This window comes from Bradyrhizobium sp. Ses1, assembly GCF_059512365.1.
Genome location: NZ_JCAMOQ010000041.1, coordinates 1 through 19,622, shown reverse-complemented (window position 1 = coordinate 19,622; position 19,622 = coordinate 1). Strand labels below are relative to the sequence as shown.

The 19,622-nt window shown below is 63.2% G+C and carries 24 protein-coding genes and 1 pseudogene; 14 read left to right on the top strand and 11 right to left on the bottom strand.

Going from position 1 to position 19,622, the window contains the following annotated elements; translation table 11 throughout:
• Positions 1–158: 158 nt before the first annotated feature.
• Entirely contained in the window at positions 159–296 is a 138-nt protein-coding gene (locus AC5ZG5_RS33115; protein ID WP_456633370.1) for a hypothetical protein, read from the top strand.
• Here AC5ZG5_RS33115 and AC5ZG5_RS33110 read toward each other — a convergent pair.
• Positions 293–1,042, bottom strand: a complete 750-nt coding sequence (locus tag AC5ZG5_RS33110; RefSeq protein WP_456645225.1) for a tyrosine-protein phosphatase — start codon at positions 1,040–1,042, stop codon at positions 293–295. The two genes, AC5ZG5_RS33115 and AC5ZG5_RS33110, sit on opposite strands and share 4 nt — an antisense overlap.
• Before the next feature lie 101 nt (positions 1,043–1,143).
• Here AC5ZG5_RS33110 and AC5ZG5_RS33105 point away from each other — a divergent pair, with 101 nt between their 5' ends.
• Positions 1,144–1,458: an MliC family protein gene (locus AC5ZG5_RS33105; protein ID WP_456645224.1), complete on the top strand. Its 315-nt coding sequence runs from the start codon at positions 1,144–1,146 to the stop codon at positions 1,456–1,458.
• Positions 1,459–1,548: 90 nt separating this feature from the next.
• Here AC5ZG5_RS33105 and AC5ZG5_RS33100 read toward each other — a convergent pair whose 3' ends face one another.
• Entirely contained in the window at positions 1,549–1,749 is a 201-nt protein-coding gene (locus AC5ZG5_RS33100) for a DUF2735 domain-containing protein (protein WP_028165855.1), read from the bottom strand.
• Positions 1,750–2,307: 558 nt separating this feature from the next.
• Here AC5ZG5_RS33100 and AC5ZG5_RS33095 point away from each other — a divergent pair.
• The 7 genes and pseudogenes from AC5ZG5_RS33095 to AC5ZG5_RS33065 all read left to right on the top strand — a co-directional run bounded on the left by AC5ZG5_RS33095 (position 2,308) and on the right by AC5ZG5_RS33065 (position 8,379).
• Positions 2,308–3,342 carry a glutamine synthetase beta-grasp domain-containing protein gene (locus AC5ZG5_RS33095; protein ID WP_028165854.1) on the top strand — a complete coding sequence of 345 codons (1,035 nt, stop codon included), beginning with the start codon at positions 2,308–2,310 and terminating at the stop codon, positions 3,340–3,342.
• A gap of 269 nt (positions 3,343–3,611) precedes the next feature.
• Complete coding sequence (locus AC5ZG5_RS33090) at positions 3,612–4,256, top strand: GrlR family regulatory protein (protein ID WP_208827202.1); 645 nt, start codon at positions 3,612–3,614, stop codon at positions 4,254–4,256.
• Positions 4,257–4,262: 6 nt separating this feature from the next.
• Positions 4,263–4,872 (top strand): annotated as a pseudogene (locus AC5ZG5_RS33085) (substrate-binding domain-containing protein).
• Between the two features lie 32 nt (positions 4,873–4,904).
• Positions 4,905–5,729, top strand: coding sequence for a tetratricopeptide repeat protein (locus AC5ZG5_RS33080; RefSeq protein WP_456645223.1), 825 nt, complete (start codon positions 4,905–4,907; stop codon positions 5,727–5,729).
• 233 nt (positions 5,730–5,962) lie between these two features.
• Entirely contained in the window at positions 5,963–6,439 is a 477-nt protein-coding gene (locus AC5ZG5_RS33075) for a hypothetical protein (RefSeq protein ID WP_456645222.1), read from the top strand.
• A 50-nt stretch (positions 6,440–6,489) separates the two neighbouring features.
• Complete coding sequence (locus AC5ZG5_RS33070; protein WP_016843021.1) at positions 6,490–6,639, top strand: hypothetical protein; 150 nt, start codon at positions 6,490–6,492, stop codon at positions 6,637–6,639.
• A 117-nt stretch (positions 6,640–6,756) separates the two neighbouring features.
• Positions 6,757–8,379, top strand: a complete 1,623-nt coding sequence (locus AC5ZG5_RS33065; RefSeq protein WP_456645221.1) for an ABC-F family ATP-binding cassette domain-containing protein — start codon at positions 6,757–6,759, stop codon at positions 8,377–8,379.
• Positions 8,380–8,410: 31 nt separating this feature from the next.
• Here the strand turns inward: AC5ZG5_RS33065 and AC5ZG5_RS33060 are convergent, their stop codons facing one another.
• The 4 genes from AC5ZG5_RS33060 to AC5ZG5_RS33045 are packed head-to-tail and all read right to left on the bottom strand — an operon-like array spanning position 8,411 to position 11,151.
• Positions 8,411–9,460, bottom strand: a complete 1,050-nt coding sequence (locus tag AC5ZG5_RS33060) for an HD-GYP domain-containing protein (RefSeq protein WP_456645220.1) — start codon at positions 9,458–9,460, stop codon at positions 8,411–8,413.
• A gap of 24 nt (positions 9,461–9,484) precedes the next feature.
• A complete protein-coding gene (locus AC5ZG5_RS33055) occupies positions 9,485–9,676 on the bottom strand; it encodes a hypothetical protein (protein ID WP_456645219.1) in 192 nt (63 codons plus the stop codon).
• Positions 9,677–9,715: 39 nt separating this feature from the next.
• Positions 9,716–10,018: a PilZ domain-containing protein gene (locus AC5ZG5_RS33050; RefSeq protein ID WP_028165846.1), complete on the bottom strand. Its 303-nt coding sequence runs from the start codon at positions 10,016–10,018 to the stop codon at positions 9,716–9,718.
• Positions 10,018–11,151 (bottom strand): DUF2336 domain-containing protein, encoded by a 1,134-nt coding sequence (locus AC5ZG5_RS33045; RefSeq protein ID WP_456645218.1) that lies wholly within the window; start codon positions 11,149–11,151, stop codon positions 10,018–10,020. Before AC5ZG5_RS33045 ends, AC5ZG5_RS33050 begins: the two co-directional genes overlap by 1 nt.
• A 303-nt stretch (positions 11,152–11,454) precedes the next feature.
• Here AC5ZG5_RS33045 and AC5ZG5_RS33040 point away from each other — a divergent pair, with 303 nt between their 5' ends.
• A complete protein-coding gene (locus AC5ZG5_RS33040) occupies positions 11,455–12,399 on the top strand; it encodes an AraC family transcriptional regulator (protein WP_456645217.1) in 945 nt (314 codons plus the stop codon).
• 80 nt (positions 12,400–12,479) lie between these two features.
• Here the strand turns inward: AC5ZG5_RS33040 and AC5ZG5_RS33035 are convergent, their stop codons facing one another.
• Both AC5ZG5_RS33035 and AC5ZG5_RS33030 read right to left on the bottom strand, forming a co-directional pair.
• On the bottom strand, positions 12,480–12,728 hold the full coding sequence (locus AC5ZG5_RS33035; RefSeq protein ID WP_028165843.1) for a hypothetical protein: 249 nt from the start codon (positions 12,726–12,728) through the stop codon (positions 12,480–12,482).
• A 119-nt stretch (positions 12,729–12,847) separates the two neighbouring features.
• Complete coding sequence (locus tag AC5ZG5_RS33030; RefSeq protein ID WP_456645216.1) at positions 12,848–14,932, bottom strand: methyl-accepting chemotaxis protein; 2,085 nt, start codon at positions 14,930–14,932, stop codon at positions 12,848–12,850.
• Between the two features lie 98 nt (positions 14,933–15,030).
• On the opposite strand from AC5ZG5_RS33030, the gene AC5ZG5_RS33025 reads away from it, so the two are divergent.
• Positions 15,031–15,621 carry an NADPH-dependent FMN reductase gene (locus AC5ZG5_RS33025; RefSeq protein ID WP_456645215.1) on the top strand — a complete coding sequence of 197 codons (591 nt, stop codon included), beginning with the start codon at positions 15,031–15,033 and terminating at the stop codon, positions 15,619–15,621.
• 20 nt (positions 15,622–15,641) lie between these two features.
• Here the strand turns inward: AC5ZG5_RS33025 and AC5ZG5_RS33020 are convergent, their stop codons facing one another.
• Entirely contained in the window at positions 15,642–15,896 is a 255-nt protein-coding gene (locus AC5ZG5_RS33020; protein WP_456645214.1) for a hypothetical protein, read from the bottom strand.
• A gap of 190 nt (positions 15,897–16,086) precedes the next feature.
• Between AC5ZG5_RS33020 and AC5ZG5_RS33015 the strand changes: the two genes are divergently transcribed.
• Positions 16,087–16,272, top strand: a complete 186-nt coding sequence (locus AC5ZG5_RS33015) for a hypothetical protein (protein WP_028165839.1) — start codon at positions 16,087–16,089, stop codon at positions 16,270–16,272.
• A 26-nt stretch (positions 16,273–16,298) separates the two neighbouring features.
• Here the strand turns inward: AC5ZG5_RS33015 and AC5ZG5_RS33010 are convergent, their stop codons facing one another.
• Positions 16,299–17,249 (bottom strand): hypothetical protein, encoded by a 951-nt coding sequence (locus tag AC5ZG5_RS33010; protein ID WP_456645213.1) that lies wholly within the window; start codon positions 17,247–17,249, stop codon positions 16,299–16,301.
• Positions 17,250–17,446: 197 nt separating this feature from the next.
• Positions 17,447–17,797, bottom strand: a complete 351-nt coding sequence (locus AC5ZG5_RS33005) for a hypothetical protein (RefSeq protein WP_496165490.1) — start codon at positions 17,795–17,797, stop codon at positions 17,447–17,449.
• A 260-nt stretch (positions 17,798–18,057) separates the two neighbouring features.
• Between AC5ZG5_RS33005 and AC5ZG5_RS33000 the strand changes: the two genes are divergently transcribed.
• Positions 18,058–18,657, top strand: a complete 600-nt coding sequence (locus tag AC5ZG5_RS33000; RefSeq protein WP_207231196.1) for a L,D-transpeptidase — start codon at positions 18,058–18,060, stop codon at positions 18,655–18,657.
• A gap of 395 nt (positions 18,658–19,052) precedes the next feature.
• Positions 19,053–19,550, top strand: coding sequence for a septal ring lytic transglycosylase RlpA family protein (locus AC5ZG5_RS32995; RefSeq protein WP_245475217.1), 498 nt, complete (start codon positions 19,053–19,055; stop codon positions 19,548–19,550).
• Positions 19,551–19,622 lie beyond the last annotated feature (72 nt).

Genomic DNA, 19,622 nt, shown 5'->3' with positions numbered 1-19,622 from the left:
GCCTTGCCCTTGATTGGTAAAATTTGCCGGACTTCCGTAAGTCGATTGCAGAATCCGTTCGCTAGAAGCGAGGTCTCATCATGGCAGGGGATCAGACCATGGGAAACTTACCCGATCACGGTTTACCGCTCGTTCAGCTTAAGGAGCAGCGGCGGGACTTGGTCGTCGCGCTGCAGAATCGCACCGGTCCGGTCAGCGGCTGGGAGTTGATGCAGATCGCGGCCGTGCAGCAGGCGATCTCGGCTTTCGAGGAAGTCATTGCCGACCTCGACGCCGAGCTGGAAGCGGCTGCTTAAGTTCTCTCGAGATAGAGCGCGGCAAGCTGCCTGCGCTCGCTCTCTCCGACACCAAGGCCGTCGCGGATATAATTGTCGAGGCCACCATAGCCGGCGCTGATGGCCTCGAACGACGTGGCCAGGAACGCCGCCCGCACCGTGCCGATCACCTGCAGGACAGTGTCCGGTAGATCGCTCGGCACGGAAGTATCGCGCCGATAGAAGCGGTTGGTCAGCAGATAATCTTCCGAGATCACCTCGTCGGGAACGCCGAGCGTATGCAGGATCAGCGCGCAGGCGAAGCCGGTGCGGTCCTTGCCGGCGCTGCAATGGATGACGAGCGGCGCGCGGTCCTCCAACAGATGCGCAAACAGCGCGCGGAAGCGCGGCGTGTTCTCCTGCACATAGCTGCGGTAGGAATCGCGCATCACCTCGATGGCGTCGTTCTCGGTCGGCGGATTGCCGCTGGCGGCGATGGCGCGCAGCGCGGCGATCACCGTCGGTTCGACCGGCAGGGAATGCACGGTGATCTCGGCCACGCCGCAAAGCCCCTCGGCGCGCTCCTCGCGGCCACGGAAATCGAAGGCGCTGCGGACGCCGAGGCCGCGGACCACCGCGACATCGTCGTCGGTGAGGCGGCCGAGATGGTTGGAGCGAAAGATCTGGCGCCAACGGACGCGGCGGCCGTCGCGCGTAAGGTAGCCGCCGAGGTCACGGAAATTGCTCGCGCCGGCGAGATTGAAATGTCGGGCAGGGGAGTCTTGCATCGGGTGACTTGAGCAATCTTGTACGGCAAGCAGATGACCGGATAGGAGATGGTGCGCATCCCGCGCTCGTCTATACTCAAGGCAGCTCCGGGGGGCGAAGCATGAATCATCGGCAGGCGGCCATTCTCGCGGTGGTCTTGGTGGCGGGAACCCTCGCCGGCAGGTCGCAAGCCTCGGCCCAAAGCTCGTTCCAGAACTATCGCTGCGCCGACGGCACGCAGTTCATCGTCGGATTTTTCCAATACGACTCCCGCGCCCATCTGCAGCTCGACGGCAAGGCGGTAACGCTGTTGAAGCGGCTGACGCTATCAGGCGCGCGCTACTCCGGCAGTGGCGTTACGCTAAGGATCACGAAAGCCGGCCTTGCCACGCTCAAGCACGCCAAGCGCCGGGCCACGGCCTGCGAGCTGGCATGAAAAAGGGCCGAAACGCGCTCGTTCCGACCCTTTTCGACGCTACCGATCCCCGACATTCCCGTCGGGAAGCTATCCGATATTGACCCGGCATTAGTGGTCACGCGTTGGCTTGGATTCTTCGATCGCCGCTTGGTGGTACCAGCTACCGCTGCAATCGGCCTTGTTCACCTGTGAAGCAGCAATCTCGAGCGCCGACTTGGTCTCACCATAGCGGCGTCCTGCGATGGACGCCCGGCCGCCAACCGGGAATTGGTAGATCTTGGCAGATCCCTGATTCAGACCCGTATTCATGTCATCCTCTCCTCTGATCGGAGCCGCGATCCTCCATGGTGCGCCCGACTCGTTCTCGTGTGGTTACTTGGATAGTTACTTGGACTTGCGATATCGGCCGTGCCCCGCCCGGATGCAAGTTGATCAAAAAATGTCACTCGATGATTATTCTCTAGGCATTTTTGGTTTTGCTTCGCGTGAGGCAACAAGCAGGTGACCAACGCTTGAGCCGGGCCGAGGGTTGCGGTCGGGCGGCGGCGTCTCCGAGCAATGCCGCGAAAGCCTGCCAAGGCTTTAATCGGACGGTGGGCGCCTAGAGGAAATTGCCGGAGAATCGGGCGCTGGCGGTACCCTGGGAGCGTCAATTGGCCGCTTGGTACGCATGCCAGCCGCGCTTCTATGTCGCAGTAAAAAAGAGCTAGCGCCGTCTGGACTTTTCCCCAGAGACCCGCTCCCGCATTGCAGCGATTGGCATTCAAATTGCTTGGTACATTCTTGGCCGATGGTGGCCGGGTACGCGCGGGGCAACCGAGTGGCTTTTCGGCCCCTCGCGTTTTGCATCATCAACAGAGAGGCTCAATGACTAAGTACAAGCTCGAGTATATTTGGCTCGACGGGTATACGCCGACACCGAACTTGCGCGGCAAGACTCAGATCAAGGAATTCGCGTCGTTCCCGACGCTCGAGCAGCTTCCGCTCTGGGGCTTCGATGGCTCCTCCACCATGCAGGCTGAAGGCCACAGCTCCGATTGCGTGCTGAAGCCGGTCGCCGTCTATCCGGACGCTGCGCGCACCAACGGCGCGCTCGTGATGTGCGAAGTCATGATGCCCGATGGCGTCACCCCGCATCCGTCCAACAAGCGCGCCACCATTCTCGATGACGCCGGCGCCTGGTTCGGCTTCGAGCAGGAATATTTCTTCTACAAGGACGGCCGTCCGCTGGGCTTCCCCTCGAGCGGCTATCCCGCTCCGCAGGGCCCGTACTACACCGGCGTCGGCTACAAGAATGTCGGCGATGTTGCCCGCAAGATCGTGGAAGAGCATCTCGACCTCTGCCTTGCTGCCGGCATCAACCACGAAGGCATCAACGCCGAAGTGGCGAAGGGTCAGTGGGAATTCCAGATCTTCGGCAAGGGCTCCAAGACCGCCGCTGACCAGATGTGGATGGCGCGCTACCTGATGCTGCGCCTGACCGAGAGCTATGGCATCGACATCGAATTCCACTGCAAGCCGCTCGGCGACACCGACTGGAACGGTTCCGGCATGCACGCCAACTTCTCGACCCAGTACATGCGCGAAGTCGGCGGCAAGGAGTACTTCGAGGCGCTGATGGAAGCTTTCAAGGCCAACCGCGCTGACCACATCGCGGTCTACGGCCCTGATAACCATATGCGCCTGACAGGCAAGCACGAGACGGCCTCGATCGATACCTTCTCTTACGGCGTGGCCGACCGCGGCGCTTCGATCCGCGTTCCGCACTCCTTCGTCAACAACGGCTACAAGGGTTATCTGGAAGATCGCCGTCCGAACTCCCAAGGCGACCCCTACCAGATCGCTTCGCAGATCCTGAAGACCGTCTCTCAAGTCCCGACCGGCAAGAAGGCCGCGGCCTAAGACGCTCCCGGCCCGGGCTGGGGGCGCCCGGGACCGCAATCAAGTCCGCCAATGCCGTTCGGCTTTGGCGGACTTTTGCATTTTAAACGGCATTGGACTGGTTGCGCTTCCAGACCGTCGACACGCTTTGTTTAGCGCAAAGCCGGTATCGACCTTGCCGAAAGCGCGCTACACTCGGCTTGGATGCGCGCGGGCCGGGGGCCGAAGTGGGTTTCGGAGGCTTCTACAAGGTCAGATTTCAGCTCAATGATGCGGTCGGCCGCAGCGTCATGCACGCGCATGACGGCAAGATGCTCGGCGGCAATTCGGCCTTCGCCCATATCGGCACCTATGAGGAAAGCGGCGACGATGTCTCGGTCGTGGTCAGGACCGTGCGCCACAATCCGGATCCCAACTATCCCGCAATGGCCGGCACCGATGATGCGACACTGGTGGCGCAGGGCCGCCCCAATGGCGACACCTATCGCTTCGAGGGAGGGTTGCGGGAGGTGCCGGGCGTCCCGTTTCAGGCATTGTTGACGCCGATCGAGGAGCAGGAGGTCCCGATCGCCGGCAGTGTCGGCGAGGGCGGGATTGCCAACGGCCTTTATTCCATTCATCTCCGCCTGCTCGATGGGGTCTCAGGCGGCCTGACTGGCGTGATGCTGCTCAAGGATGGCCGCATCGTCGGCGGTGACGCGTTCTTCTATTATCTCGGTACTTACGTTTCGGAGAATGGCCGCTGGAAAGGCCAGATCCTCAACCAGGAGCACACACCGGCCAGGGGCGAGAATCCGATCTTCGGCGGCCACGAAGTCGGCATCGGCTTTTCCGGCACCTGTAATGAAGAGGGAGCGGTGCTGGAAGCAACCGCGCTCGCCGGCAAGCGCAGCCTGCGATTGACGGCGGTGCTGAAGCTGATGCGCCGACTGTAAGACGCGATGCCCGACACCATTCGCCTGCTCTCCACGTTGGCGCTGAAAGGCGCAGTTGCCGATCTTGCCGGACAGTATGCGGCCGCCGGCGGCGTGCGGATCGACGCCGATTTCGCGCCGACGCTCGCGCTGCTCGACCGGATCAGGCTCGGCGAGGGCGCCGACATCCTCATCCTGACGCAAGAGGGGCTCGCCGAGCTCGCGCGGGAAGGAAGCGTCGCCGCGGCGAGCTGCGTCGATCTCGCGCGCTCTTATGTCGGCATCGCGGTGAAGGAGGGAGCCTTGCATCCCGACATCGCCAGCGAGGCGGGGTTGCGCGCGACGCTGCTGGCTGCGCGCTCGGTGGCGTATTCGCGGATCGGCGCCAGCGGGATTTTCTTCGCGCGACTGATCGAGGGCCTGGGCATCGCGACCGAGATCAACGCGCGCGCGACCATTATCCCGTCGGGCTTCACCGCGGAACGGCTCGTCACTGACGAGGCCGATGTCGCCGTGCAGCAGATCAGCGAATTGAAGCAGGTTGCCGGGGAAGGCGGAGCAGGCCGACCGGCTGCTGCGCTATCTCGCTTCCGACGAGGTCGCGCCGGTGCTGCGCGAGTCGGGGCTTGAGCCTTGAATTTGCCGGCCGTTGGACGCAACTTGCCAGCCATGATCAAGCGAATTCATGCAGCCGCACTTCTCGCCGTCACAGTGCTCGCGGCGCCGGGCCATGCCCATGCGCAATCGGCCGACCTCGTGCTGTGCGACCGCCTCGCGGCCGATCCCTCCGATCCCGACAAGCCCGCCGACGTCAAGGGCGTGCCGGAGATCGCCTCGGCCGACATTGCGACCGCGATCAAATACTGCGCAGTTGCTGCCAAATCCTCGCGCCGGGCGATGTATCAGCTCGGGCGTGCCTATGCAGCCAATCGGCAAGCGGCGGAAGCGGTCGCGGCCTGGCGGAAGGCGGCAGACAAGGGCTCGACCTCGGCGATGGTCGAGCTCGGCGTGCTCTACGGGACCGGCGCGGGCGTCGCGAAGGACGAGGCGCAGGCGCGCAAATTGTTTGAGCGCGCGGCGCAGGCCGGCAATCCGCGCGGCGTCACCAATCTGGCCGCGCTCGGCGGAGCCTCGGCGGCCGACCCGGCGCGCGCCCGCGAATTGCTCGCGAAGGCCGCCGAGACCAACCCCGAGGCGCAATATCAGCTCGGCCTGATGCTCTCCGAGGGCTCCGGCGGCGAGAAGGACGATGTCGCGGCACGCGCGCTGTTCGAGAAGGCGGCCGCGCAAAATCATCCCGCCGCGCTGGAGCGGATGGGCGCCTTCGCGCAATCCGGCCGCGGCGGTCCGAAGGATTCGGATGCCGCGAAAACCTATTACGAGCGCGCCGCCGCGCTCGGCGACGAGGACGCCAAGAAGGCGCTGGAGCGGGCGCGATGTCCGATGACGATCAAGGACAAGCGCGGCAACGTCGTGACGAATCTCTGCTTCTAGAGCGATCAATGGTTAACCCAGCCGTCATTGCGAGCGAAGCGAAGCAATCCATCTCTCGAAACTTGCGGTGACAATGGATTGCTTCGCTTCGCTCGCAATGAGGGCTGTTGTGTTGCTTGGTCGAATTCCGCAGGCGGCTTTGATCAAGCGCAAGACTCCCACGCCTCTCCTCGCTAGGCTGCAAGCAAAACAATGTTCTGCGGTCGCTGCCGCGGGAAGAAATGGAGTTTGCGATGAAACGGCGTGCTCTGGTGATGGCTCTGCTTCTATCTGCGGCGTCGACAACATTGGCGATCGCGCAGTCGGATCTGAAGCAGCCTTCTTCGAGCGACCGATATGTCCCACGGCTTGGCGACATCATGAGCGCTGCGCAACAGCAACACCAGAAATTGTGGTTGGCCGCCACGGCCCAGAATTGGGAGCTTGCGACGTACGAACTGGGCCAGCTCGAGTCCAGTCTTGCGGAGGCGGCCATGATGTATTCCGGCATCCCCGTCAGCAATGTCACCACGCTGAAGGATCCGTTGCAGTCGGTTTCCGACGCGATCGCGGCGAAGGATGGCCGCAAATTTGCGAAGGCTTATGCCAGTCTGACCGAAGGCTGCAATTCCTGTCACACATCGATGGGCCGAAGCTTCATCGCCATCCGTGTTCCCACCGGGCCGCAGCCATTTGGCAATCAGCTCTTTCCGCCGCAGCGCAAGCCGTAATGGAACCGAGAGGGTGCGGCGTGGTTGATCGGGCAAAAGGAGACCCGACCATGATCCGCAAATTACGATCCGGCGAATACCGCCTCTATTCGCGGAAGGTCAATCCGAAGACCGGCAAACGTCGCAATCTCGGCACCTTCAAGTCTCGCGCCGCGGCCGAAAAGCACGAGCGCGACGTGCAGTATTTCAAGCGGCACTAGGAGGGCTCGTTTCGGAAGGAAAATCGCGCTGAAGCGGAGCGGGTGGCGGAACGTCTTTGCGCTGGCGGGCGAAATCGACTAAGAGCGCCCCGCACAGATGTCCCACCAGATAGCGCAATGATCCGTCTCGATAACGTCAGCAAGCAGGCCGGCCACCAAATCCTCTTCATCGAAGCTTCCGCAGCGCTCAACCGGGGTGAAAAGATCGGCCTCGTCGGGCCGAACGGCGCCGGCAAGTCGACGCTGTTCCGGATGATCGCAGGCCAGGATGTGCCCGACGAAGGGCAGGTGGCGGTCGATCGCGGCATCACGATCGGCTATTTCAGCCAGGATGTCGGCGAGATGTCCGGCCGCAGCGCGGTCGCCGAGGTGATGGACGGCGCAGGCCCCGTCAGCATCGTTGCGGCCGAGCTGAAGGAGCTCGAGGCTGCGATGGCCGATCCTGAACGCGCCGATGAGATGGACGACATCATCGCGCGCTATGGCGAGGTGCAGGGACGGTTCGAGGAGCTTGACGGCTACGCGCTCGAGGGGCGGGCGCGCGAGGCGCTGGCCGGCCTTGGCTTCAGCCAGGAGATGATGGATGGCGACGTCGGCTCGCTCTCGGGCGGCTGGAAGATGCGCGTGGCGCTGGCGCGCATTCTCTTGATGCGTCCGGATGTCATGCTGCTGGACGAGCCGAGCAACCATCTCGATCTCGAAAGCCTGATCTGGCTCGAGCAATTCTTGAAGGGCTACGAGGGCGCGCTGTTGATGACGTCGCACGACCGCGCGTTCATCAATCGCGTGATCGGCAAGGTGATCGAGATCGACGGCGGCGCGCTCACCACTTACTCCGGCGACTACGAGTTCTATGAGCAGCAGCGCGCGATGGCCGACAAGCAGCAGCAGGCTCAGTTCGAGCGTCAGCAGGCGATGCTGGCGAAGGAGATCAAGTTCATCGAGCGCTTCAAGGCGCGCGCTTCCCATGCGGCCCAGGTGCAAAGCCGCGTCAAGAAGCTCGACAAGATCGAGCGGGTCGAGCCTCCGAGACGCCGCCAGACCGTGGCGTTCGAATTCCTGCCGGCGCCGCGCTCCGGCGAAGACGTGGTCGCGCTGAAGAACGTCGACAAGGGCTACGGCAGCAAGCGAATCTATGAAGGACTGGACTTCATGATCCGCCGGCGCGAGCGCTGGTGCGTGATGGGAGTCAACGGCGCCGGGAAGTCGACGTTGTTGAAACTGGTGGCCGGCTCGACCGAGCCGGACAACGGCACGGTCGTGCTCGGCGGCAGCGTCAAGATGGGTTATTTCGCGCAGCACGCGATGGATCTGCTCGACGGCGAACGCACGGTGTTTCAATCACTCGAAGACGCGTTCCCGCAGGCAGGGCAGGGCTCGCTCCGCGCGCTTGCCGGCTGCTTCGGATTTTCCGGCGACGATGTCGAGAAGAGGTGCCGGGTGCTGTCGGGCGGCGAGAAGGCACGGCTGGTGATGGCGAAGATGCTCTACGATCCCCCGAACTTCCTGGTGCTGGACGAGCCGACCAACCATCTCGATCTCGCGACCAAGGAGATGCTGATCAACGCGCTGTCGGAGTTTGAAGGCACGATGCTGTTCGTCTCGCACGACCGGCATTTTCTCGCCGCGCTCTCCAACCGCGTTCTGGAGTTGACGCCGGACGGTATCCACCAATTTGGCGGCGGCTATACGGAGTACGTCGCTCGCACCGGCCAGGAAGCACCCGGGCTGCGGAGCTAGCTTTCGGCCCTCGGTGAGCTAGCAAGGCGGATCAACGGTTCAGGGCGACGTCCCTGAACGCCTCGACCAGCGGCCGCTCGAGCTTGCCCTTCATGCCCTGCAGGACTTCGTATGCCGCCGCCCGCGACATCGCCTTTTTGTAGGTCCGCTGTTCGATCAATGCGGAGAAGATGTCGGAGATGGTCAGGATACGCACGATGTCGGAGATGCTTTCGGCGCAAAGCCCGTCCGGATAGCCGCTGCCATCAAGAAACTCGTGATGGTGCCGTACGGCATCGAGGATTTCGGCCGAGATGCCGGGCGTTCCCTTCAGCACGGCATGGCCCGCGGCAGGATGGGTTTCGATCAGCGTACGTTCCTCGGCATCGAGCTTGCCGGGCTTGTCCAGGACGGCGAGCGGAATCCTTGCCTTGCCGAGGTCGTGAAACATTGCCGCCGCATAAAGACGCTCGATATCGGCCTTCGCCATGCCAAGGCTGAGGCCGAAATCGACGGCGATGCCGGTGACCAATAAGCAGTGCTGGTAGGTGCCCTCATGGTGACGGCGAACTGTCGCGAGCCAGTCGGACAGCCCACGCTCGGCGATCGTCTCTGCGATCACGTTGCCGGCGTCCTTGGCCTCCGCGACGTTGACGGCCCAGCCGCAGGTGACCGCCGAGAACATCGAGGCGAAGCTGGCCGCTCCGACCGATGCAGCCTCCCGCGCGCTCGAGGCGGGTTCGCTCGGAACGATCGATGTGGTCTCGCCCGGCGCGAGCTTTGCCAGCAACTGGGCCGGCTTGACCGGACTGAGCAACGCATGCGTCGCGCCGAGCGCGTAGGCCTGGACCACCGCCAGCCGGGTCCGCTCGTTGACGACGAAGATGCGCTTTGGGATTCGCGAGAACGTGCCTGACAGGGCTTTGAGCGCCGTGATGTTATCGACGACACGCAGGTCGGCGTTGACGACAACGGCCGCGATGTCATTGCCGCGAATGCTGGCGGCTCCAAGCAGATCCCCTGTAACGGGATGCTTCGGCTCCAGCATGGCGCACAAGGACGAAAGCCCGGCCTGCGTATCGGCTACAACGTAAACAGACATCGAGATGGTATTGCCGGCATTGCTTCAGATGTTGTCGAAGGCGCGCTGCTCGGCCTGGGTGAGAAAATGATCGAGGTCGCTGCAGAGACTGTGCGCGACATCCTCGTTGAGTTCGAATCGCAGCGTCTTTCCGGCCATGTCGATCTCGACGATTCCGCGCAGCGGCTCCGCGCAATTCGTGGTGACGGAGAAGGCTGCGATCTTGTGGACGGCCATCGGTCGTTCCTCCCTGGGAAAATTGTGCGGCGGGCATGCTCACTTTGGAATGATGGCGCGCCCTTTCTTCTTTCGTTCGGCGACAAACTTCACACCGATCTGCATCCCGTCGACCCGGATCAGTTCGCAGCGCCGGAACGCAAGTCCTCTCGATGACAGGATCAGGAAGAATTCCTGCGCCCGCAGCACGTCGAGCGGGCCGTCGACCTCGAGCTTGGCGCCGGTCTGCGACACGTCGAGAAGAACGCAGCTTCGTTGCCAGGTGCCGTCAACGCCCATCAGGTTGACCGGATAGCGGTGCTCGAAATGAACGCGCTCGGCTTTTCGGTTTCCATAAGCCATCAATGCACTCCCCCAACTGAAGCTGTATCGGCAGACAAGGGCCTGGCGCCGATGTCGCTTACGGATCCGAAGCGGATGGCGCGCTGCGCGGTGGAAAGCGAAAGCGTGTCAAAGGCCTCCTTGGCCTGTTCGAGTTGTTGCGGCGAAACCGGCTTCACGCCCTTGCGGCTCCTGATGATGGCAACCGCGGTCTGCCAATCGAGCCGCGACGCCCGGCATGCGAGGACCAGGCCGTAGCAATCCTCCGTCTCCAGCAGCGGCTCGATGGTTTCGATCGGAACGGTTGCCAGCAGCGACAGCGCGGCGATGACACTGGGGTGGTCGCGCCGGATCGCAAAACGGTTGACGATGGAATCGTTCAACTGGCCGGCATTGTTGAGCGCGAGCACCGTCGCCTTTGTCTCGGAATAGTCCACGGCAACAGGCTTGCGGGCGCGCCCGCGCGCGGTGGTCTCTTCGATCAGCGTTCTGATCGCGACATGTCGCTCGGGCGGCGCGGTCTTGAGCAGGCGGGCCTGCGCGGAGGGGCTGCACTTCGCCACCAACTCGCAAAGCACATCGCGCGGCAGATCCGGCCGCTGCACCAGCGCGTCGGCGATATCATCGTCGCGCAGCGCCATATCGACCAGGGTCGCAAAGCCCACAACAGAGAACTGCGCACCGGGATTCCTTGCGAGGATGCCGCAGATGGCGGCATCGCCGCGCATCAGCAGGGCCTCCGTGAGCCTGCGGCTCACCGCGCTGCGTCCGGCGATGGCGCCGAGGTGCCTTTCGCCGCGGGTCCTGATGACCTCGATGAGGTCGTCCTCAGACAGGCATTCGCACTTGCGAAGGATCGGGACGGCGACGGCCGCGTCTTCGTGCTGGGCGAGGCGGCGCACCGCCTCCCTCGGGGCCGACCTCAAACCGGCAAGGGGGGCGCTGAGTTTGGTCAGCGTGCGTGCTTCGACCGCCCCGATCAGACGGACCAGGACGTCGTCGAATATTTCGATCTGGTGCTCGCTGAGCCGGTCGGCGTCCGCGAGGAACAGGCTCGCCACCTGCCGCAATATCCGGATGCGGCGTTCGGGCGAACCGGCTCTGACAACATCTTCTAGTTCTGCAATAAGCTCAGTCGAGGCAATGGCAGTCATGGCGGCACCAATAATCCGCTGCAGGACGTCGCTGTTCCTCAGCCGATTTCGCGCCTAGATTGTTAATTACCACTGTAAATTGGTCTTTTAGGGTTGTGCCCCCTTTAAGATTCTACCAGAAAACAGTATCGAAATTCGGCAATGGTATTTTGCCACGTTGTCTTTCGCAGTCACTGCGCTCCAACTGGGTGGAGATTGGAGAAGAGTACGAGACGAGTCGTCGAGCGAAGATCGCCGCTTTTTTGCAGCGCGGCATGATTGCCGTGCCCTCGACTGGTGTTGCTCTTACAAGAACTATTTTAAATGAACGATCATTCACCGGCGCCGACGCTGGTGCCGAAGATATTTCGGTTCGATGATATCGACACGTTTCGGAGCTTTATTCGAAACGTGCAGGTGGAGTGCATTCCGCTCGCCCGGGATATTTCGGCCGAGCAAACCATCCTGAACTTGCCGGGTTGCGACCTGAACTACACGAAGGCGTTTCCGCGGGTCATCGACGTGCAGTTGGCGCCGAACACGACCGCCGTCGGGTTCCCGATGGATGAGGGCACCGCCATTCGCTTCAATGGTATCGAGCACGATCGGTCGTTGCTGGTGATTGGCAGCGGCGGGGCCGCCTATAGCGCACTTGAGAGAACCCCCCGGCAGTATGCCTCGATCGTTTTCAAGCCCAAGGTCGAGGATCGCGGGTGGCCGAAGACCGGACTGAGCTTCAATCTCTATGAAACCAGCGAGACGGCGAAACGGCGGCTGCGCCAGCTGGTGCGGGAGATCCTGGCGATCGCGCCGCATTTGGCCGAGGCGCCTGAGGTTCCCGGAGTAGCGGTCGCGATCCGCGAATCCCTGATGGCTGCGATCGATCATGCGTTCGCGGAGGTCGTGCCGGCAAAGTGGACGGCGCGGGCGAACGCTGCGCGGCAGTTCAAGGTTTTCAAGGATGTGCAGGCGGTCCTGTCCAGCGAGCTCGCGCAGCCGATCTACAGCAGCGATCTTGCCAGGGAGATCGGCGTGTCAGTGCGTACCATGCACGATGCGGTGCAGCGCTATCGGGGGATGAGCCTGCACCGATATCTCCGCCTGCGACGGCTGTGGCTCGTTCGCCAACACCTCTTGGCCGGCACCCATAGCGTCAAGGCCTGTGCTCTCGCCTGTGGCTTTTGGCACCTCAGCGACTTCTCCAGGATATATCGGGCGCATTTCGGCGAATCGCCATCGGAGACCCTTTCGAGGTCGCGGCGATCCTGAATAGCTAGAGCGTTTTCGAGCGAAGTGGACACCGGTTCGCGTGAAGAAAACGCGTCAAAACAAGAATCTAGACTGCGCGGTTATGCGCCGCTCTGGCACTTCTTCATGAAGCTGGTCTTGGCGGCGCCGGCGAGCTTCTTGCCATCGGACCCGACCGCTTTGGCCTCGCAGGACTCGGTGGTGCATTTCTTCATGAACGAGGTCTTTGCCGCGCCCGACAGCGGTTTGCCGTCCTTGCCGACGGCCTTGGTCTCGCAGGACTCCTGCGCGAATGCCGAGCCGATCGCAAAGGTGGTGACGACCGCTACCAACAATATCCGTTTGAGCATGGGCTTCTCTCCCTATTTGATTTGCCAAAATAGCCAAGCGGATTGGATATCGGAATCTTGCGCCAATCAAGTTGATAGCGCACGGATTCCTCCGCCAAATCGACAAGCCATACGCGCGACTACGCCGCCCGGACTTCCGCGAGGAAGCGGTTGACCTGGCCCGCGAGGTCGCGAGACTGCGCGGAAAGCTGTTCGGCGGCGCCAAGGACCTGGCTGGCGGCGGCTCCGGTGTCGTCGGCGGCGCGCTGGACACCGGAAATGTTCGAATTGACGTCCTGCGTGCCACGCGCCGCTTCCTGCACGCTGCGCGAGATCTCCTTGGTGGCCGAGCCTTGTTCCTCGATCGCGGCGGCGATCGCGGTGCCGATCTGGTCGATCTCGGTGATGACGTCGACGACGTTCTGGATCGCTTTCACCGTCTCATCGCTTGCGGCTTGAATGGTGGCGATCTGCTCGGAAATTTCGGTGGTCGCCTTCGCAGTCTGGCCGGCCAGCGACTTCACCTCCGAGGCGACCACGGCAAAGCCGCGTCCGGCATCCCCGGCGCGCGCGGCCTCGATCGTCGCGTTCAGGGCCAGCAGGTTGGTCTGCGCCGCGATGTTCTGGATCAGCGTGACGACATCGCCGATCTTCTGCGCGCCCTCGGCAAGCGAGCGGGCGGTGTCGCCGGTGCGGCGGGCGTTCTCCACGGCGCGTGCCGCGATCTCGGTCGACTGCGTGACCTGGCGCCCGATTTCCGAGATCGAGGACGTCAGCTCTTCGGTCGCGCTGGCAACCGTCTGCACATTGGTCGAGGTTTGGTCGGAGGCCGTCGCTACGACAGCGGCCTGCCGGTTGGTGGCGGACGCCGTGGAGGACATCGACTGTGCGGTCTCCTCCATAGTGGCAGAGGCGGCCGAGAGCCCGCCGACGAGCTCGCTGACCTTCGCCTCGAACGTGTGTGTCAGGTTGTCGAGCACTTGCGCGCGGCGCATCTTGACCTGGTTCTCGGCTTCCTTCTCGGCCGCGAGGCGATCGGCCTTGATCATGTTGTCCTTGAAGACGCGTACGGCCTGCGCCATTGCGCCGATCTCATCGCTGCGCTCGGCGCCCGCGATCTCGTCCGCAACGTCGCCCGCAGCAAGCCGCGACATCCTGGCGGTCAATTGCACGATTGGCCTGCAGATCCGGCGTCGCACCATCATGACCAGCGCAATGCTCGCCGCGACCACGGCGATCAGGCCGGCGAGCGCGACCAGGAAGCTGACACGCGCAGAGGAGTAGGCGGAAGAGAGCACCTGCTCGGCATTGTCGTAGAAGGCGTCGCGCACCCCGATGATCGAATTGAGCCCGTGCTGCGATTCCACGTAGAAGGCATCGACATCGTGCTCGTACTTGCCGCTGGCCGCACCTTCCTTCACGAGCTTGAGCTCCTTGCCGAACCGCTCGACATAGGCCTCGTTCATGCGGTCGAGTGCGACTGCGACGTTGGCGGGCAGGTTGGGATTGCCACGCAGTTCCTGCAGTGACATCAGCACCTGGTCCGCGCGCCCCTGGGCGCGAGCGAGATCGACCTTCTCGGTCTCGGTCGCCGCACGCCTGGCGCCGACAAGGTTCTTGTGCTGGCTTGCATTGAAGCCGCCGACGTCGCGCAGCGACCAGGCGATATTCGCGTAGACCGACTGCCGATAGGCGTCGCCGTCGATCAGGGCCAACTTGCGCACCTGGCCGTCGAGCAGGGAGGCTGCGGCATTGTTGAGCACTGCATTGTCGGCGACGATCTTCTTGGCGGCGTCCTTGCGCGCTTCCGCCGGGCCGTCGATCGCCTTGTCCATCGCCTCGCGCAACGCGTTGAATTTTGCGTTCACCCCATCGATGCCGGCGCCGATCGCTCCGCCGTCCTCGAGCGAACCGGGCAGCGCTTTACGCAGCGCCATCATCTTGTCGCGGGCGCGATCGGTCACCGTGCGCACCTTCTCGTTCAGATCGGCCCGCTGCTTCGGATCGACCACCGGTGGCCCAAACAGGATGTTGGTGGCAAAGCCACGCTCCGAATTGAGATAGCGCGGGATGTCACTGATCGCGCGAACGATTGCGAGCCGCTCCTGCGCTGCCGACACGTTCTCCATGGTCTGGTATTTCGAAACCGCGACGTAGAGGGCCAGTCCACCGCCCACGGCGGAGAGCGAGACGATGGCGGTGGTCAAGAGGGTTCCGATTTTCATGTGACTGGTGCCATTCTGGACGATAGAGGAGCGTTCAGCTCCATGGTAACCAGCGCGGATTAAATCCGCGTTTACGCTTTCCAATCGGAGTGACCGGCATGGCCCATCGTATCCTCGTCTTCTACGGCTCCTATCGCTCCGACCGCATGGGCATTCGGCTTGCAAGCTTCGTGGTCGAGGGCCTGCGCGCCCGCGGCGAGGACGTCGAATTCATCGACGCGAAGGGGGTCGGATTGCCCATGCTCGACCGCATGTACAAGGAGTATCCGAAGGGCACGGCGCCCGCTGCGCTGGAGAAGCTTGCGGGCCAAATCCGCGAGGCCGACGGCTTCGTGTTCATCACCGGCGAATACAATTGGGGCATCCAGCCGGGGCTGAAGAACCTCACCGATCATTTCCTGGAGGAGTGGTTCTGGCGGCCTGCCGCGATCGCAAGCTATTCCGCCGGACGTCTCTCCGGCGCGCGTGCCGCGACCGCCTGGCATGGCACGCTCTCCGAGATGGGCATGGTGGTGATTTCAAGCACGATCGGCGTCGGACCGATCGGGCAGACGCTGTCGGCGGATGGAAAGCCGATCGGCGAGGGCGGCAAGGCGCTGGAGCGGGCCTTTCCGCGCTTTGCCGATGATCTCATGTGGTGGGTCGAAGCCGCCAACGAGCAGCGGGCGCGCAAGAAGCCGCCTTACTGAGTTGAGGGGAGGGCCCTTAACTAGCGCGTTCGCTGATCCGAATTTCCGGTGGCCGATTTGCGCTTGGTCTCGGCAGGCGCGCCCATCTCCTGGCAGGGCATCTCCTGCCATGAACCGTCGGCTGCCTTTTGATAGGCGCGGCAGGGCGATGTAGCCTGCTTCTCGTCGGCCTTCTGGGCGTCGGGCTGGGTTTCCGAGTTCTTCGCGAGGACCGGCGTCGCAAAATGCGCGAGCGCGCCCACCGAACCTGCGAAGATCACTGCTGCGATCCGCATCGGAGGTTCTCCTTTTCGATGCAGACTTTTCTAGAAGCAATTGTGGAAAATTTTTGCCAAGCGGCCCCATGCGCCGGACTTTGCTTAACAATCGGAAAATGACCGATGAGCCCAGGTCCTGGGAACGTCGTTGTCGTTCGCCGGTTTAGAACCAACTGACGACCGGCGCAGGCAACATCGGGAGAGCGACATGATGCCAGAGACGCAGATTCACGTGATCGCGCGGCAGATGTTGGAGCAGCACGGCTTTGAGGCGATCGCCCGGGCGGCGCAGAAGGCGCAAGCCTGCGAGAGCCAGGGCGAGGCCGACGAGGCCCGTGAATGGCGCCACATCGAAGCCGCCATGAAGATCATGCGCGGCCCCCACCAGAGCTGATGAGCTATCGCACTCGCTGACGAGAGCTATCGCACCGGCATCGGCGGCCGCACCACCGGTCCGCCATCCTGCGCCGGCGGCTCGGGCACCGTTTGCAACGGCGCCGGCGCTGATGGTGGCGGCAGGGGCGGAGCTGCAGCGGCGGTTTGCGCGGGCGGATATGTCGGCGGCTTCGGCCTGCGCACGGGCGCCGCGACCGGCCGCGGCGGCGGCGCGGCACGCGGCTGCACGGCTTGTGCCGACACCCTGGCCTCAGAATTCCTGGCGATGTCGCGGGCGATCTGATCCTGGCCAGCCTTGAGCTGCGCGATGCTGGCTTTGAGTTGCTCGATCTGTTGGCCCATCGTCGCGAGATCGTGCGCCATCGACTGCAGCAACTGTGAGGAATCAGCAGAGGGGGCGGCGGCCGTGGTCGGCGCGGCGGCTTGCGCTGGCTGTGCCTGAGCAGGGGTGTCCGGCTGAGCGACCGCCTGATCGGTCGAGGCGGTTTGAACGGCGGGTGAGACTGATTGCTCTGTCGCGGCCTGATCGGCGGGCGGGGCCGGTTGCTCGGCGGGCGCCGTCGCCTTACCCGACGGTGACGAGGACAACGACGACAACAGCGAGACCTGCGGTATCCAGTCCGCAATCATCTGCTTGGCAGTGTCGCCATGATGCTTCCAGGCTGCCGCCGCGAAGGCGCTGAGCAGAGCGAACAGGAAGGCCATCGCGGCGCGCTTGGCCCATTTGGCGAACGGCGAAGGCTCGCTCGGGAGCTGGATGTGATCGCTGGCCGTCACGCGAAAGGCAGTATCGAGCGATGGCGCCGAGGCGCCGGTTGTCACGTAGCTCTGCGGTGCCGGCGTCTGGTTCACTTCGGCAGGCGGCGTTGGCGGTACACGATCTCCGCGCGCGGCGAGAACGACTTCGGGGTCGATCACGAAAACATCGTGCGGATCGGATTCTTTAGCAGGATTAGTGTTCAGCGTGGAAAGCATTGGCGCTCCATCTTCAGTCCAATGCCACCCGCTCTGGAAGCGGCCGGCGGATTAACACTACGTCAACCATCCTCTGCCCAGCCCCACGACTCCAGCCAGGTGTGACCAAAGCAAGGCGAGAGGAGGGAGAGTCTGGGGCCGCCCACGGCGACTGTTTTCCCCGGAACTCGGGAATCAGCCGCGCAATGGGCACGCAGCTAGTTCTTCGGACGGATGAAGCCGGCAAGGTGAGTCTTCTGCGTTTCGCACCATGTCGTCATGCCCAGCCGCCGCTGGTCGAGATCAGTCGCCTGCGTGGCGACCGCGACTTCGGCCATGAGCTCGTCGTCCTGCCGCTCGCCCATCTTGCCCCCGGTGTGCATGAACGCGATCGCCTTGCGCACTTTCTCCGTGGTGCCATCGGGCAGGTGCATCTCCTGGGCCTTCTGCACCAGGTCCTGATAGACGAGGTCGGTGTTGGGACACTCGACCTTGGCGGCAAACGCCTGCAGCACCAGCGTGACATAGGCCGAGCGTGGATCGGCCTGCGCGGGCTGAGCAGCAAGCAACTTCCCGCGATCAATAAACGAGAGCGCATCCTTGGGAACCTCCTGTTTTTTGAGGAGGCTAGCGTCGACGCTCGCGCCGTGCAACCGAGGCAAGGCAGAACATGCTGGTTCAATCAAACAGACGTGTTCCAATGGCTGTTGCCATGATTTCAGCATTATTCTGGCAGCAACTGGGTAATAGGTTAACGCAGGGGAGACGTGCGGTGTCGAGATTGGGGCTCGCAGTTTTGCTGACGGGGGCAGTGGGGCTCGCCGGCTGCATGCAGACGACGCTGTCGCCATCCACAGATGCAAGCATGACGCCGCGCGATCGGCAATTGTTGGCCCATCCGCCTTACGCGCAGGCGGCTATCCCGGAGCAGTTCCAGCGCCACATCGTCGACTATTCGCGCAAGGAACAGCCGGGCTCGATCCTGGTCGATACCGACGCGCGCTATCTCTATTACGTGCTGCCAGGTGGCAAGGCGATCCGCTACGGTGTGGCGGTCGGCGAGGAGGCGATGGCGTTCTCCGGGGTCGCCACCGTTGGCCGCATGGCCGAGTGGCCCGACTGGGTTCCGACCAAAGACATCCAGGAGCGGCTCGGACCTTATCCGTCGCGAGTCGCCGGTGGACCGGCCAATCCGCTCGGTGCGCGTGCGCTCTATCTCTACCAGGGCAACAAGGACACGCTGTACCGCATCCACGGCACCAATCAGCCGGAATACATCGGGCAGGCGATCTCCTCCGGCTGCATCCGCATGGCCAATTCCGACGTGATCGATCTGTTTGGCCGGGTGAAGCAGGGCGCCACAGTCGTCGTGCTGCCGCCTGCCGCCGGCACGGCGTCGGTTGGGCCGTTCAGCGCGCGCCGCGGCTGATTTGATCTAATCCAACTCTCCACTCGTCATTCCGGGGCGACGCGTTAGCGTCGAACCCGGAATCCATTTCACCCCACGTCTGCGGCCCGATGGATTCCGGGCCTGCGTGCTCGCGCACGCATCCCGGAATGACAGAGGTGTGGGGCCGCCAGAATGACAGCGCCGGCTGTGGCGCAATCACCACACATCGAAGGAATTGCGCAGCGACAAGCGCGCCCTGACGCTTCCTGCCCCGGTTACGCCCGATTGGAGGCCGCCCTTAACCATGTTGGATTTCGGCTTGGGCTAGGGGCGCGAGTTGGGGATGCAACATGTGCTTCGACGCTGCCGCAAATTCGTACGTCGACATCAGGGCGCGCGCGCAGGTTGATGCGCACTTGGTCTCATCCGGTTCTATGTGGAGGGCCACGCGGCTCATTGCGGTGGTCGTCGGGGCCGCTTCATTGGCGGCCTGCGCGCAGTCAACCGTCGTCAGCCAACGATCGGAGATCGGCGCGAGCAGGCAGGCATCATACGTGTACACCCGCACGGCGGCGGTCGCGATGAAGAAGCGGGTAGCGGCAATGCGCAAGCACACGCGGCTGGCGTCGCGCAAGGGTGGCGATGTCAAGGTCGCATCCCAGGGTGTCGCGAGCTTCTACAGTGAGGACTCGCAGACCGCGAGCGGAGAGAAGTTCGACAAGAACGAATTGACCGCAGCCCATCCGACCTTGCCGTTCGGCACCAAGCTTCGCGTCACCGACGTGAAGAGCGGCCGTTCGGTGACGGTGCGGGTCAACGACCGCGGACCTTATGTGCGGGGACGAGTCGTCGACGTCTCCTATTCCGCCGCGCAAGAACTCGGAATGGTCGGCAAGGGCGTCACCAACGTCAAGCTTGATGTGGTCCACTAGGCTGTGTGGACTCTTGGGATTCTCAAATCAGACGGAACGTGATTCAAGGCTTTCTTTTAGGAGGAAGCCTTG

Coding starts and splice junctions, on each gene's coding strand:
- AC5ZG5_RS33095 (WP_028165854.1), top strand. CDS start 2,308: ATGACTAAGTACAAGCTCGAGTATATTTGGCTCGACGGGTATACGCCG.
- AC5ZG5_RS33000 (WP_207231196.1), top strand. CDS start 18,058: ATGCAGACGACGCTGTCGCCATCCACAGATGCAAGCATGACGCCGCGC.
- AC5ZG5_RS32995 (WP_245475217.1), top strand. CDS start 19,053: ATGTGGAGGGCCACGCGGCTCATTGCGGTGGTCGTCGGGGCCGCTTCA.
- AC5ZG5_RS33075 (WP_456645222.1), top strand. CDS start 5,963: ATGAAACGGCGTGCTCTGGTGATGGCTCTGCTTCTATCTGCGGCGTCG.
- AC5ZG5_RS33080 (WP_456645223.1), top strand. CDS start 4,905: ATGATCAAGCGAATTCATGCAGCCGCACTTCTCGCCGTCACAGTGCTC.
- AC5ZG5_RS33065 (WP_456645221.1), top strand. CDS start 6,757: ATGATCCGTCTCGATAACGTCAGCAAGCAGGCCGGCCACCAAATCCTC.
- AC5ZG5_RS33060 (WP_456645220.1), bottom strand. CDS start 9,460: ATGTCTGTTTACGTTGTAGCCGATACGCAGGCCGGGCTTTCGTCCTTG.
- AC5ZG5_RS33110 (WP_456645225.1), bottom strand. CDS start 1,042: ATGCAAGACTCCCCTGCCCGACATTTCAATCTCGCCGGCGCGAGCAAT.
- AC5ZG5_RS33010 (WP_456645213.1), bottom strand. CDS start 17,249: ATGCTTTCCACGCTGAACACTAATCCTGCTAAAGAATCCGATCCGCAC.
- AC5ZG5_RS33090 (WP_208827202.1), top strand. CDS start 3,612: ATGCACGCGCATGACGGCAAGATGCTCGGCGGCAATTCGGCCTTCGCC.
- AC5ZG5_RS33035 (WP_028165843.1), bottom strand. CDS start 12,728: ATGCTCAAACGGATATTGTTGGTAGCGGTCGTCACCACCTTTGCGATC.
- AC5ZG5_RS33050 (WP_028165846.1), bottom strand. CDS start 10,018: ATGGCTTATGGAAACCGAAAAGCCGAGCGCGTTCATTTCGAGCACCGC.
- AC5ZG5_RS33040 (WP_456645217.1), top strand. CDS start 11,455: ATGAACGATCATTCACCGGCGCCGACGCTGGTGCCGAAGATATTTCGG.
- AC5ZG5_RS33045 (WP_456645218.1), bottom strand. CDS start 11,151: ATGACTGCCATTGCCTCGACTGAGCTTATTGCAGAACTAGAAGATGTT.
- AC5ZG5_RS33015 (WP_028165839.1), top strand. CDS start 16,087: ATGATGCCAGAGACGCAGATTCACGTGATCGCGCGGCAGATGTTGGAG.
- AC5ZG5_RS33070 (WP_016843021.1), top strand. CDS start 6,490: ATGATCCGCAAATTACGATCCGGCGAATACCGCCTCTATTCGCGGAAG.
- AC5ZG5_RS33055 (WP_456645219.1), bottom strand. CDS start 9,676: ATGGCCGTCCACAAGATCGCAGCCTTCTCCGTCACCACGAATTGCGCG.
- AC5ZG5_RS33105 (WP_456645224.1), top strand. CDS start 1,144: ATGAATCATCGGCAGGCGGCCATTCTCGCGGTGGTCTTGGTGGCGGGA.
- AC5ZG5_RS33100 (WP_028165855.1), bottom strand. CDS start 1,749: ATGAATACGGGTCTGAATCAGGGATCTGCCAAGATCTACCAATTCCCG.
- AC5ZG5_RS33020 (WP_456645214.1), bottom strand. CDS start 15,896: ATGCGGATCGCAGCAGTGATCTTCGCAGGTTCGGTGGGCGCGCTCGCG.
- AC5ZG5_RS33025 (WP_456645215.1), top strand. CDS start 15,031: ATGGCCCATCGTATCCTCGTCTTCTACGGCTCCTATCGCTCCGACCGC.
- AC5ZG5_RS33030 (WP_456645216.1), bottom strand. CDS start 14,932: ATGAAAATCGGAACCCTCTTGACCACCGCCATCGTCTCGCTCTCCGCC.